This is a genomic window from Collinsella sp. AM10-26, assembly GCF_003472525.1.
Classification (GTDB): Bacteria; Actinomycetota; Coriobacteriia; order Coriobacteriales; family Coriobacteriaceae; genus Collinsella.
In genome coordinates this window covers 191485-204232 of record NZ_QRMC01000004.1, presented here as the reverse complement: position 1 = coordinate 204232, position 12748 = coordinate 191485, and the positions used below count along the sequence as shown (strand labels likewise).

Sequence of the window (12748 nt, the reverse complement as noted above, 5' to 3'; positions counted from 1 at the left end):
CTTGCAGACGGCGCCTGCAGAGAGCGCATAAAAAGAGAACGCGGGGCGCCCGAATCATTTCGGACGCCCCGCCTCAAACTATCTACGAAGTAGACTAGCAGTCGATAACGTGGAGGTCATGCGGGGTCTTGGTGAAGGGCTCGTAGCCGTTCTCGGTGACCACGCCGTAGTCCTCCAAGCGCACGCCGCCCACACCGGGCAGGTACACGCCGGGCTCCATGGTAATAACCGAGCCAACTTCGATGATGTTCTTGCTACGGTTGAAGTTGGGCAGCTCGTGGATGTCGATACCGACGCCGTGGCCCAGGCCATGGTTGTAGTAATCGCCATAACCGGCATCCCCGATAATCTTCTTGGAGAGCCTGAAGATGTCGTTGCCCTCGACGCCCGGATGGATGGCGGCGATGCACTCCTCGTGCGTACGGCGCACGAGCTCGTACAGGTCGAGCTGCTCCTGGGTAGGCTCGCCCATCACGACGGTACGCGTCATATCGGAGCGGTAGTCGCAATAGCCCGCGCCGTAATCCATGAGGACGAAGTCGCCCTTCTCGATCACGCGGTCACTCGGGACGGCGTGCGGGTTCGCAGTGTTGGGACCGCTCGCGACAATGGAACCAAAGGCCAAGCTGTCGGCGCCGTTGGCGAACATAAAGTTCTCAAGCTCGTTGCGAACCTGCTTCTCGGTCATACCAGGCTTAATAAAGCCGAGCATATGCTGGAAGGCGGCGTCGGTGATCGACTGTGCGTGGCGCATGAGCTCGATCTCCTCGGCATCCTTGACGGCGCGCATCTTACGGATGTCGTCGTGCATCAGCGGCAGCATGCAAGCGACGGAGCGGTCCTCCAGGCCGCGCTGAATGCCCTGGTAGAAGTTAATCTGCATATCGTCCTCGACAGCGCAGACGCGGCACTTGTTGGCCGCGATCTTGCCGGCGACCCAACCGGGGATGGTGCCCTCGTCCATGTCGTAGACCCAGGGACTGCCGGCGGGCGTGTTCTCCTCAAAGCTGTTGAGATAGCGCGAATCGGTATGGAACAGGCACTGGTCAGCCGTAATAAACGCCGCGTGCGGAAACTCGAAGGTGTAATCGAAGACGCCCTTCACGCCCGTAAGCCAACGAAGATTTGCCTCGTCGCGCACCACGATGGCGTCGTAGCCACGCTCGACCATCAGGGCACGGACACGCTCGATACGACCGGCAGGACCGGCAGCAAACTCAGACATGCAGATTCCTTTCTTGTTGTCGTCACATACAGACGGGACGGGCTCAATCAGCGTACGAAAACGCAAGCGATTCGTAACCGATTGAAAACCCGTCCCTCAACATGATACGAAAGACGATGGATGTCAATAAATCTTAGAGAAGTTCCTTACGAGAAGCCAGATACGCCTGGGCATGGCGCTCGAGAACCTCGTCCTCCACGCTGGTCAAACGAATAGCGCCAAGCGCCGCGGGCAACGGCAGCATGCTACGGTTCGAGCGCGCAAACTGCTGCCTGCGGAACTCCTCGACAAACGCGGTAGGCTCCAGGTCGAAGGCAAGTTCCTCGATGCCAAAGTCCTCCAGGCAGTCATCGACATCAAACACATAGTCGATATCGAAGTCGCAGGCATCATGTGCTAGGCGTGCCTCAAAGCGCATGCCCTCGGACAACAGCTGGTAGGCAGGGATCCGCGAAGCGGCATCTCCCAAGCAGGCGCGCAGGGTGCGTTCTCCCGTCTTGCCAAAATCGAGCGCATGCCGAGCGCTCGGGTTCGTGGCCATCAATACGTCCTTGCGGGCAGTCTGAGACCATTGGACGGCATTGACGAGCGCGACCTCCTCACCAGCAAGAATCTCGGGGACAGTCTCAATAAACTGATTCCAGCGCGACTTGCTGCTCGAAAGCATGGTGCCAACAAGTACCGCATAGCCGAGCTTGAGGTCCTCGGGGTCCGCTTCGCGAACAAGGTCGAGGTCACACACGACCAAGCCCGGTTCGGGACGGAACGCGATAGCGGGAAGCGCATTGGCCGACGAGGCGACGAGCGGCTTCATGGTCGTCGCGACCGTGAGCATGGCGTCGAAGGTCGTCGGCAGCAGCGCGCACTCAGTTCGGCCGCACCACTGGTTGGCGCACCAGCTAACAACCGAGCAGGTCGCCGTGTCGCCGACGGCGACAACGAGATCGTCACAGGTAATGCCGTTAGCCGACAGGGCGCCAAAGACGGTATCGGCATCGGCCAGCGTGGCACCGGCAGGCGAAACCTCGAGGACGAGCGGCGACACGGCAAAGCCAGCATCGACCAGAGCGTGCTCAACGACCTCGCCAAAACGCTCTGACGTGGCGGTGTTCCAAACGACCATCGCACGCTTAGGCTTGCCCACGGCCGAGGCAAACATACGCGACAGCTCATCGAACGCGCCCAATCCGACACGGACATCGACGCTGCGGTTTTGGAAATTGATCAGTTGACGGCGAATCATAGCAGTCCACGCTCCAAAAGCATCTCGGCACAAAGGTAGGAAACGTCCTCGAAGGACTTGTTGCGAATATCAAGGGTAAGGTCGGCTGCCTGGCGATACAGCGGACGGCGATGCTCAAACAGGCGCGCGGCATGCTCGGGCGAGCGGAAATCGGGGCGCGTGTCGCACCGACGAATCTGGCGCAACGAGTCCTCGAAGTCGCCCTCGAGGTACACGCACGTACCCATTTCGTGCATCAGTTTAATGTTCACTGGCGTCTCGACGATGCCACCCCCGCACGATACCAGCAGGCTGCGCTCGCTTTGAAGCGAACGGAGTGCCGAGGTCTCGAGCTCGCGAAAACGATCCTCGCCCTCGGTCTCAAAAATCTCGGTAACCGACTTGCCGCATCGACGCACGACCAGGCGGTCGGTATCGATAAAACGCCGCTTGAACATGGTGCCGACGTTGCGCGCGAGCGTCGATTTGCCCGCGCCCAAAAAGCCGATAAAGAAGATATGGTCGCAGCCGTGTTTGATGTGCTGGGACATAGCGAGACCTATTCCTCGCAGGGAAGGTCGCGCAGGGCCCGGCGCTCAAAGATACGGAAGATCTGCGTGTACCACAGGTCCTGGGTTGCTTGCGGCTTGACCAGGATGGTATCGACGCCGGCAAAGTTGCCGCTCCACACGTCCGTGTAGAGCTGATCACCGATCAGCACCGCCTCATCGGCCGTGGCGCCGAGGCGCTTAAGACCCGCCTTGAGGGCAAACGGAGCCGGCTTCATAGCGTGGCTGATGGCCTCGAGCCCCAACTCGCGTGCAGAGCTCATGACCTGGTCGCGATGCCAGTTGTTGGACACCATGCACAGCTTAAAGCCTTTGGCACGGGCGGCATCGAGCCAAGCGGAAACCGCGGCGGGAACCTGCTCGGTATCGCGCGGCACCAGGGTGTTATCGCGATCGAGCAGAATGGCGCGTTTGCCGTCGGCCCACAGGGTATCAAGGTCGATGCGATCGACCGAGGCAACGTATCGTTTGGGGCTAAAAATCCTCATGCTAATTCCAAGACTGTTGATGTTCTTCGTAGGTTTGCGAGAAATACTCCTCGTCCTGTGTAATGTAGAAATACAGGTCATCGGAGTCGGTCGGCTCAAGGGTGGCCTTGAGCGCCTCGAGCGACGGAGAACAGATGGGCGTGGGCGGCAGGCCCTCGTGCTTATAGGTGTTATACGGGCTATCGCTCTGCAGGTCGTCGGCGGTAACCTCGCCGCCGGTAACATACATCATGGTCGCATCGCTGTTGAGATAACGCAGACCGTCAAGCTTACCGGCAAGGCGGTTGTAGAAGACCGAGGCCACGTGCGACCGTTGATCGGCGTTGAGACCCTCGCGCTCAACGATAGAGGCAAGGTTAACGATGTCGTAATCGGACATCTCCACACCGTAGCGCTCCTTGATCTTGGCCTCGCAGCTGGCAAAGTCAAGCGACTTGTACTCGGTCTTAAACTGATCGAGCATGGCGCGAATCACTTCATCGGCCGTCGGCGAATCGCCCAGCGAATAGGTCTTGGGGAACAAGAAGCCCTCGAGCGAATCGTTTGCAGCACCCCTAAGGAAGCTATAATCGTCCACGTAGTTGGAGGCCTTGGCCTGGTTGAGGAAGTCTTCCTTAGAGATGCTGTCGTAGGCCTGGGCCACACGGTCGGCGACTTGATCGACCGTCAAGCCCTCGGGAATCGTCAGCGCATTGGAGCCCGCGTTGGGGCCTTCCATGAGTTGCTGCACCACCTTAGTCGTATCCATGAGCGTGGTGAACGAATAAGTACCGGGCTTAAGCGACATATCGGCGTTGAGCTTTTTTACCGCCGCATAGTAATCCTTGGGATTTTCGACGATATGGTTCTCGGAGAGAATCGAGGCGATCGTATCGCCCGAAGCACCGTCGGGAATGGTCACCGTAACCTGCTGACCAGCCGTGACCTTCGAATCCTCGCCGGCAAAGAAGCCCTTGACGACTGGCACGACAAAGAAAACGATCGCGACAAGCGCAAGCACGGCGACGACGCCACCGATAATCATAGGCACCGGGGAGCTTTTCTTTTGGGCACCACGGCGGGCGTGCGTGTTATAGCTCGATCGCGTGGCCGGAGCAACGCCGTGCGAGCCATGAGCGTGATACGAATGCGATTGGGGGGCCTGCGTTCGCTGGATAGGTGCCTGCTGCTTAAAGCGGGTACCGCCTGTAGGCTGGGCTGTACGAGCAGTGGGCTGCTGACCCGTCCGCTGAGCAGGTTGGGCCGAACGAGAGGAGGACTGCACCGGGCGCGCGGCAGGCTGAGCTGCGCGCTGTGTCGGCTGTGCCGGACGCTGGCCAGGTTGGGTAGGGCGCGGCACAGGCTGTCCCTGGCGAATCGGCTGGCGCGGATCGGAAGCGCTAGGCATGCGAGACCTCCTCGTTTTTACGATCAAGCCACGTCTGCAAAAACAGGCTAGCGGCAATCATGTCAATCTTGCCCCTCATCTGCTTTTCGTTGAGTCCCTGCTCGCGCAAGATGCGCTTGGCCTCTTGCGAGGACAGGCGCTCGTCCTCAAACTCCAGCGGAAGTTCGAGCTCGTCGGCAATCTTTTGCGCTACGGCGGCGACGCGCTCGGCCTGGGGGCCGGGCTCACCGGCCATGGTCAAGGGACGTCCGCTTACCAGGATATCGGGCTCATAGTCCTCGACCATGTAGCGAAACGTCTTGGACATACCGGTGACCTCAGCAGCCGGAAGCACCTTGACAGGCATTGCCATCTTGCCATCACGGCTTGAGACGGCAATACCGATCCTAGTCTCCCCTATGTCCAGCGCGAGCGCGACCACAGCGACTACTTAGGTTCTTAGGCGCCGAGCGCGGTCTTGGCGGCCGCGATGGCATCGGCGATACCGGCAGCGTTCTTGCCACCGGCCTGGGCCATGTTGGGACGACCGCCACCGCGACCATCGACCAGGCCCGCGATCTGCTTGATCACGTTGCCGGCGTGGAAACCGGCCTTCACAGCGTCATCGGAGCCGGCGGCGAGCAGGGCCGGGGTGCCCTTCTCGGTAACGCTGGCAACTACGCAGGCGACGGGGCCGGCAACCTTCTGGTGCACGGTATCCCAGACGTTGCGCAGGTCTGCGGCCTCGAGACCCTGGAGCTCAGCGACGACGAGCTTGTAGCCATTCAGCTCGACAGCGCCGTCGATGGCGCTGGAAATGGCGTCGGAGGAGCCACCGGTCAGAGCCTTCTTGAGCTTGTTAGAAGTCTCGCGCAGCTCGGCCTGCAGGTTCTCCACGCGGGCGGGAACCTCGTCGACGTGGCACTTGAGCGCAGCGGCGGCAGCGTCGACGAGCGCCAGGCGGTCGGCCATGTAATCGAGAGCGCCCTTGGAGGTCACGGCCTCGATACGGCGGACGTTCGAGCCCGTGGAGGACTCGGAAATGATCTTGAACAGACCGATCTCGGCGGTATTGGCGGCATGCGTACCTCCGCAGAGCTCGCGGGAGAACGGCTGATCCTCGGCGCCCACGGAGACGACGCGGACGACGTCTCCGTACTTCTCGCCAAACAGGGCGACAGCGCCGGCGGCCTTGGCCTCATCGATGCCCATGACGCGGGTCACGACCGGCTTGGAAGCGAAAATCTGCTGGTTGACCAGGTCCTCGACAGCCTTGAGCTGCTCGGAAGACAGAGCCTCGAAGTGCGTGAAGTCAAAGCGCAGGTGCTCGGGCGTCACGAGCGAGCCGGCCTGGGAGACATGCTCGCCCAGGACCTGCTTAAGCGCGGCGTCGAGCAGGTGGGTGGCGGTGTGGTTGCGGCGCAGGAAACCACGGCGCTCGGCGTCGAGCGCGGCGGTCACGGTAGCACCGACGGTCAGCGTACCCTCGGCAACGTGCGCGACGTGGGCATACAGGCCGTTGTGGTTCTTGGTATCGGAAATGGTCAGCGCAACGCCCTCGGCGGAAAGCTCGCCGGCGTCGCCCTGCTGGCCGCCCATCTCGGCGTAGAACGGGGTACGGTCGAGCACAACCTCGACGTCCTCGCCGGCGGCAGCGGACTCGACGGACTCGCCGTTGCGCACGATGGCGACAACCTTGGCGCACTCAATCACATCGTTGTCGTAACCGTCGAACTCGGTCGCGGCAACCTTGTCGGAAAGCTCGACCCACACGTCGTTGAAGCTGCCCCAGGCGTCGCCCTTGGCATTGGCGCGAGCGCGGGCCTTCTGGTCCTCCATGCAGGCGGCGAAACCGTCCATGTCGACGTCATGGCCAGCAGCACCGGCGATCTCGACGGTCAGGTCGATGGGGAAACCAAAGGTGTCGTGCAGCTTAAAGGCAACGTCGCCCGGAAGGACGGCGCCGTCGGCGAGCGCTGCCAGGGCCTCGTCAAGATAAACGCGGCCGTTGTCGAGCGTCGTGGAGAAGCGCTCCTCCTCGGAGGCAACGATACCCTTGACGAGCGCGACGTTCTTGAGCAGCTCAGGATAGGCCTCGCCCATCTGAGCGTTGACCTCGTCGATGAACTTGGTCAGGAAGGCGCCCTCGATGCCCAGCAGGCGGCCGTGGAACACGGCACGGCGGAGCAGTCGGCGCAGGACGTACTCGCGGCCCTCGTTACCGGGCAGGATGCCGTCCGAGATCATAAAGTCGACGGCACGGGAGTGGTCGGCAATGATGCGCAGGGAGCGGCTGGCGCCGGAGTAATCGTCGGCGTCATAGGTCTTGCCGCTAATCTCCTCACCGAGCTTGATGAGGTGCTGCATCAGATCGCCGTCGTAGTTGGCGGTCTTATGCTGCATGATAGCGGCCATGCGCTCCAGGCCCATGCCCGTATCGAGGTTGCGGTGCGGCAGCTCCGGCATGGAGCCGTCCTCCTGGCGGTCGTACTGGGTAAACACGAGATTCCAGAACTCAAGGAAACGGTCGCAGTCGCAGCCGGGCTTGCAGTCGGGACTGCCGCAACCGACCTCCTCGCCCATGTCAAAGTAGATCTCGGAGCACGGACCGCAGGGGCCGGTGGGGCCAGCGGCCCAGAAGTTGTCATCCTCGCCCAGACGCGAGATGTGATCCTCGGCAACACCCAGAGAGCGCCACACGTCGTGAGTCTCGTCGTCTTCGGTAAAGACGGTGAAGTACAGGCGGTCGAGCGGCAGCTTGAACTCCTTGGTGATGAGCTCAAAGGCCCAAGCGCAAGCCTGCTGCTTGGAGACGCCGCCAAAGGAGAAGTCGCCGAGCATCTCAAAGAAGGACAGGTGACGGCCGTCCTCGCCGATGCAGTCGATGTCGTTGGTGCGGACGCACTTCTGGCAGGAGATCGCGCCGATCTCCTTCATGGTCTTCTTGCCCTGGTAGTACTCCTTAAACTGGTTCATACCGGCGTTGGCAAGCAGCAGCGAAGGGTCGTCGGGGACGAGGGACGAAGAAGAATAGAGCTTAAGACCGCGCTCCTCAAAGAAGTTGAGGAACTTGGAGCGAATCTCGGCCGTAGTCATTGACGGGTAGTCAGCACTCATAGAGGGAATCTCCTCGGTTTCACATCGAAACAGTTCAAACGTAACGATATTACCATCCCACCGCGCAAGTGCAAAAAGAGGGCCGGCACAATGCCGGCCCTTCAGCGAAATTGCATGTTAGCGCGTATGAATGTTGAATCGAATTACCCCGCTAGTTGTCGTCATCGTCCATGGAGCCGTCGATACCGGTTTTGGTGTCGTCCGTATTGGAATCGTCATCCATGGCGAAGGGGTTCTTGAAGAAACCGGTCGCATCGGGCTGCAGACCCGAGAGCTTGATCCAGGGATTATCGAGCTCGGGCTTGGGCATGGCCTGGGCCTCGGGCGCGGTCTCGTTGCCGATGAGCTCGGACTCGTAAATGAAGGTGTCGTCGCCGAGCGCGTCATAGGCGGCGACCGGATTGCCATCGGCATCGCGGTACGGCGTGCCCTTAAACACGGCGCCGTCGTATGCCACGAGCTGGCGGCCGGTCTCGTTCTCAAAGTAATAGACGAAGATGCCCTTGAGGGCAGCGCACAGCGGGATGGCGATAATCATGCCGATGGGGCCCATGAGTGCCGAGCCAATAACGAGCGCCGTGAGGCTCATGATGGGATGCACCTGCACCGAGCTCTGCATGACCTTAGGCGAAATCACGTTATCGGTGACGTTTTGTGCGACCATCGTCACGATGAGCGTCCATAACGCCAACATGGGGCTGAACATAAAGCCGAGTACCGTGGCGATTGCTGCGCTCACCCAGGGACCGACGACCGGAACCAAATGCATGATGCCGGTAAAGATAGCCATGAGCGCCGCATACGGATGGCCGATGATCATAAAACCGATAAAGGCAAGGAAGCCACCGCAGATGGACGTCACGACCATACCGCGCATGTAGCCGCCGACGGAGCGAGAAAGGATGGCGACCATAAAGCGGTACGAGGTCTCCTTCTCCTGACCGATGATGGTGCAAATCTCGTGATGCATGCGAGGGTAGTCGCAGGCCATCCAGTAGGCAAGCACCAGACCAAGGAAGATCACGAACAACTGCGAGGCCGTATTGGTGATGAGCGGGAACACACCGCGGCCAAGCTCGGCAGCGATCTGTGACACATACTTCGATGCCACAGCGACCAGCGACGAAAGATTATCGTCCAAATACTCCTTGAGCGGCGTGTTGTTAAGCGTCTTGGCATGCGAGATCATCTCATTGAGATCGCCACCCGCAACACGAAGCTGCTCGGGCAGGCGGCTCAGGACTTCCATGATCTGACCAAAAAGAATCGGCGACAAGATGCAAACGACACCGACGAGCACGGCAACGACAACAATAAGCGCAATAAGCGAACCGATGCCGCGATTCACACCATGGTGCTCGAGCCAGTTGGTGATCGGGGACATCACAAAAGCAATAATGGAGCCGACGGCGAGAAACTCGATAACCGGTGCCAGGATGCCCATAAGGTTAAAGATGACAGCAGCAATAACAATGCAGCCGACAACAGCCCAAATGCGCAGCGTCAGAATGCGGGTGCCGCGCAGCGCGCGATCGGTTTGCTGGGGGCGCTCACTCATGAACGAATCATCACTCCGTCGGGGTCGATCTTGTCCTGAATCTTCTTAAGCGTGCGGCGCAGCAGGCGCGAAACCTGCACCTGAGAAATACCCAGCTTCTTGGCAATCTCGATCTGGGTCATGCCCTTCACGAAGCGCAGCTCGATCACCTCGCGCTCGCGCGGCGAGAAATCGCGAATGGCCTCCTCAATCACCAAGCGGTCATCGGTAAAGTCGAGTTCATTGTCCTCGTCGGCATAACGGTCGAGAATCGAAGGCGAATCGTCGGAATCAGATGTACCGGGAGCCTCGATAGGCACCGAGGTATAGGCCGAAGACGATTCCATAGCCTCGAGGACCTCGTCGACAGTCACATCTAGATACTCAGCGATCTCCTCAACCTTGGGCGAACGCTGCAGCTCGTTGGTAAGTTTGTCAGTAGCCTGGTTGACCTTGGCCGAGAGCTCCTGCAGACGACGCGGCACGCGTACGCTCCAGCCCTTGTCGCGGAAATGGCGTTTGATCTCACCCAGGATAGTGGGTGTCGCAAACGTCGTGAACTCAAGTCCGCGTTCAGGGTCAAAGCGGTCGATAGCCTTGAGCAAGCCCAGATAGCCGACCTGCAAAAGGTCATCGAGTGGCTCGCCGCGATTCTTAAATTTGTTGGCAAGAAACCTTACCAGGTTCATATGGGACATGACGAGCTGCTCGCGGGCGTCCGGATCACCGGTCTCCTTGTAGCGGCGAAACAGCTCGCGGGTTTTCTCCTTATCCCAAGCGGTCTTGCCGCTCCGGGAACGTTCGGTCATATTAGATATCCGCCTTGAGGTCGAGGGAAAGCGTCAGGGGCGCCGCGGTCTTTTCGTAGGAGTCGCACACGCTTGCAAGGATGAGCTCGGCATACACCGCAGCCTGGTCGTCTTCATCGACAGTCGCCTGATCGCCAAAGGTAAAGGTCATGCCCACGTGCGATTCGTCGACATCGAATTTGATCGAGATATCGTCGGAATCAACAGCCGTGCAGCCAAAGATGAAGGCTTCCTCGGCAGCCATGCGGATGTCCTCGATGCGATCGACAGACATGGAGCACAGGGCACCAACGTTGGCCGCCGTCATGCGCACAAGGCGAGCGAGACGCGGGTCACCAGCAACGGTAAGCGTGATGGGGCAGGTTGCTTCGCTACTCATCTCAGGACTCCTCAGAGGTCTCGGCGGGCGTATAGGTGTAATACTGAGCCGGCCTGGCTACAGACTTGTGAGCCACATCTGCGCCATCGGCGGCCTCGTCCTCGCCAATTAGGACGCGCTCGGTGGGCTGCTCGGCCTCCGCAGCGGCAGCGGCGAGCTTGCGCTCGGCGTCAGCTGCAGGTGCCTTCACCTTATTGAACAGCTTCTGCACGGCACCGGCGGCAGAATCGGTCACGCTCGACACGGCGTTGCTGGCCTCGGCCATACTGCCCGTGACCTCGGAAATGTCGCGAACGACGGCCTCAACCTCAACGAGGTTGGACGTCAGGGCGTCAACGGCGGTCTTGCTCGACTTAAGCAGCGGCTCAATCTGGGCAAGTGCCGGTGTAAGCTCGTCGACAGCGCCGTCGAGTTTTGCCACCACCGGCTGCGCCTCGGCGATAGTGTTGTTGAGGTCGGTTACGGTCTTATCGAGCGAGTCGACTACGGTGCGGGTCTTGCGCAGCGTGAGCGCGAGCTCAGCGATAGCCCACACGCCGGCAATGGCAAGCACCAGCAGGGCAATTTGAATGGGACTCATACAAGCCTCCCGGAAAAATCGAAATACAGACGCTGTTCATGGTACCCCAAAGAAGGGGAAAGATACCCAAAGGGAATGTGCGAGGTGCCGATGACCTACTTGGGCGCGTTACCGCTACGGTCACGTTCGCTTTGCTCCACACGCCACTCTTCCCAACCGCGGCCGGCAGGCTGCCAAAAGGCACCATGTTCCAGGCCGTCGGGCAAGTAGCGCTGATCGACCCAGCCTTCGGGATAATCGTGCGGATACTTGTAAACGCCGTACTCATCGCTACCAGGGCGATGGCGATCGCGTAGGTAACTGGGCACCTCGCGAAGACCACTGCTGTGGATATCGGCTAGCGCCGCATCGATCGAGGCCTCGCACGCATTGGACTTAGGCGCCAAGCACACATAGAGCGCAGCTTGTGCCAGGTTAATGCGACATTCAGGATAGCCAATAACTTCAGCAGATTTAAAGGCAGCATGCGCCACCAAAAGTGCCTGCGGATCGGCATTACCAACGTCCTCAGAAGCCTGAATCATAATGCGGCGGGCGATAAACTTAGGATCCTCACCCGCATCGATCATGCGCGCGAGCCAATAAATGGTGGCATCGGGGTCGCTGCCGCGCATGGACTTGATGAACGCACTGATAATGTCATAGTGCATGTCGCCGTTTTTGTCATACGAAAAACCGCGACGCGGATTGGCAATCTTCACGTTATCCACGGTAATGGGATAGCGCTCCCCCGCCGCAGGCGCTGGCGTTCCCTCGGTATCGGGACGCGTGACGGCAATCTCGCTCGCAAGCTCGAGCGTCGTGAGCGCCGAGCGAGCGTCGCCGGCGGCCAGCGTGCAGATGGTCTTAACCGTATCCTCATCGGCCGAGAACTTGCCGTTCAGACCCTGCGGCGCCTCGAGCGCACGCTCGATAAGCGTGGCGATATCCTCGTCTTTGAGGTGCTCAAGCTCCACCACGCGACCACGCGAGAGCAATGCCGAGTTGACCTCAAAGTACGGATTCTCCGTCGTGGCGCCGATCATAATGACGGTACGATTCTCGACTGCATGCAACAGGGCATCCTGCTGCGACTTGGAAAAGCGATGAATCTCGTCGATAAACAGGATGGTGCGACGGTCGTAGGTATTCAGGCGCGTCTTTGCCTCGTCAATCACGCGGCGCAGATCCTTCACAGTACCCGTGACGGCGCTGACCTCGACAAACTCGCTCTTGGTATGGTTGGCGATAATGTGGGCCAGCGTCGTCTTGCCCGTACCGGCCGGCCCGTACAGAATCACACTCGACAGCACGTCGTGCTCAATCGCGGCACGCAGCCATGAGCCCTTACCGACGGCCTTTTGCTGGCCCACGTAATCATCGAGCGAATTGGGGCGCATGCGCACCGCGAGCGGCGCATTTCTAAAGGAACGCTCGCGCGTCGAGGCAGAAAAAAGGTCGTCCATAGCCATCCCGT

Annotated in this window: 12 protein-coding genes; all 12 read right to left on the bottom strand. The window is 60.0% G+C overall.

All coding sequences use genetic code 11. The features are described from left to right. Nucleotides 1-94: 94 nt before the first annotated feature. On the bottom strand, nt 95-1225 hold the full coding sequence (locus tag DW123_RS05095; RefSeq protein ID WP_117735066.1) for a Xaa-Pro peptidase family protein: 1131 nt from the start codon (nt 1223-1225) through the stop codon (nt 95-97). Nucleotides 1226-1358: 133 nt separating this feature from the next. Then, nucleotides 1359-2468 carry a hypothetical protein gene (locus DW123_RS05090; protein WP_117735065.1) on the bottom strand — a complete coding sequence of 370 codons (1110 nt, stop codon included), beginning with the start codon at nt 2466-2468 and terminating at the stop codon, nt 1359-1361. Further along, nucleotides 2465-2998, bottom strand: a complete 534-nt coding sequence (locus DW123_RS05085) for a shikimate kinase (protein ID WP_117735064.1) — start codon at nt 2996-2998, stop codon at nt 2465-2467. Before DW123_RS05085 ends, DW123_RS05090 begins: the two co-directional genes overlap by 4 nt. Nucleotides 2999-3006: 8 nt before the next feature. After that, complete coding sequence (locus DW123_RS05080; protein WP_117646451.1) at nt 3007-3504, bottom strand: YqeG family HAD IIIA-type phosphatase; 498 nt, start codon at nt 3502-3504, stop codon at nt 3007-3009. Between the two features lies 1 nt (nt 3505). Further along, nucleotides 3506-4891, bottom strand: coding sequence for an endolytic transglycosylase MltG (gene mltG, locus DW123_RS05075; RefSeq protein ID WP_233540131.1), 1386 nt, complete (start codon nt 4889-4891; stop codon nt 3506-3508). After that, on the bottom strand, nt 4884-5312 hold the full coding sequence (gene ruvX / locus DW123_RS05070) for a Holliday junction resolvase RuvX (protein WP_117742838.1): 429 nt from the start codon (nt 5310-5312) through the stop codon (nt 4884-4886). The genes mltG and ruvX overlap by 8 nt, the downstream gene beginning before the upstream one ends. A gap of 17 nt (nt 5313-5329) precedes the next feature. After that, nucleotides 5330-7987 (bottom strand): alanine--tRNA ligase, encoded by a 2658-nt coding sequence (gene alaS, locus DW123_RS05065; protein WP_118273434.1) that lies wholly within the window; start codon nt 7985-7987, stop codon nt 5330-5332. A gap of 151 nt (nt 7988-8138) precedes the next feature. Continuing rightward, nucleotides 8139-9545, bottom strand: a complete 1407-nt coding sequence (locus DW123_RS05060) for an AI-2E family transporter (protein ID WP_118273433.1) — start codon at nt 9543-9545, stop codon at nt 8139-8141. After that, nucleotides 9542-10333, bottom strand: coding sequence for an RNA polymerase sigma factor SigF (locus tag DW123_RS05055; protein ID WP_117735059.1), 792 nt, complete (start codon nt 10331-10333; stop codon nt 9542-9544). The genes DW123_RS05060 and DW123_RS05055 overlap by 4 nt, the downstream gene beginning before the upstream one ends. 1 nt (nt 10334) lies before the next feature. Then, nucleotides 10335-10712, bottom strand: a complete 378-nt coding sequence (locus tag DW123_RS05050) for a hypothetical protein (RefSeq protein ID WP_022094590.1) — start codon at nt 10710-10712, stop codon at nt 10335-10337. A gap of 1 nt (nt 10713) precedes the next feature. Beyond that, a complete protein-coding gene (locus DW123_RS05045) occupies nt 10714-11292 on the bottom strand; it encodes a hypothetical protein (protein ID WP_117735058.1) in 579 nt (192 codons plus the stop codon). 95 nt (nt 11293-11387) lie between these two features. Continuing rightward, nucleotides 11388-12737 (bottom strand): replication-associated recombination protein A, encoded by a 1350-nt coding sequence (locus DW123_RS05040; RefSeq protein ID WP_199570188.1) that lies wholly within the window; start codon nt 12735-12737, stop codon nt 11388-11390. Nucleotides 12738-12748: the final 11 nt, after the last annotated feature.

Bases quoted from the DNA above. Each gene is read 5' to 3' on its own strand.
- DW123_RS05095 (WP_117735066.1), bottom strand. From the start codon at position 1,225: ATGTCTGAGTTTGCTGCCGGTCCTGCCGGTCGTATCGAGCGTGTCCGT.
- DW123_RS05090 (WP_117735065.1), bottom strand. From the start codon at position 2,468: ATGATTCGCCGTCAACTGATCAATTTCCAAAACCGCAGCGTCGATGTC.
- DW123_RS05085 (WP_117735064.1), bottom strand. From the start codon at position 2,998: ATGTCCCAGCACATCAAACACGGCTGCGACCATATCTTCTTTATCGGC.
- DW123_RS05080 (WP_117646451.1), bottom strand. From the start codon at position 3,504: ATGAGGATTTTTAGCCCCAAACGATACGTTGCCTCGGTCGATCGCATC.
- mltG (WP_233540131.1), bottom strand. From the start codon at position 4,891: ATGCCTAGCGCTTCCGATCCGCGCCAGCCGATTCGCCAGGGACAGCCT.
- alaS (WP_118273434.1), bottom strand. From the start codon at position 7,987: ATGAGTGCTGACTACCCGTCAATGACTACGGCCGAGATTCGCTCCAAG.
- DW123_RS05060 (WP_118273433.1), bottom strand. From the start codon at position 9,545: ATGAGTGAGCGCCCCCAGCAAACCGATCGCGCGCTGCGCGGCACCCGC.
- DW123_RS05055 (WP_117735059.1), bottom strand. From the start codon at position 10,333: ATGACCGAACGTTCCCGGAGCGGCAAGACCGCTTGGGATAAGGAGAAA.
- DW123_RS05050 (WP_022094590.1), bottom strand. From the start codon at position 10,712: ATGAGTAGCGAAGCAACCTGCCCCATCACGCTTACCGTTGCTGGTGAC.
- DW123_RS05045 (WP_117735058.1), bottom strand. From the start codon at position 11,292: ATGAGTCCCATTCAAATTGCCCTGCTGGTGCTTGCCATTGCCGGCGTG.
- DW123_RS05040 (WP_199570188.1), bottom strand. From the start codon at position 12,737: ATGGACGACCTTTTTTCTGCCTCGACGCGCGAGCGTTCCTTTAGAAAT.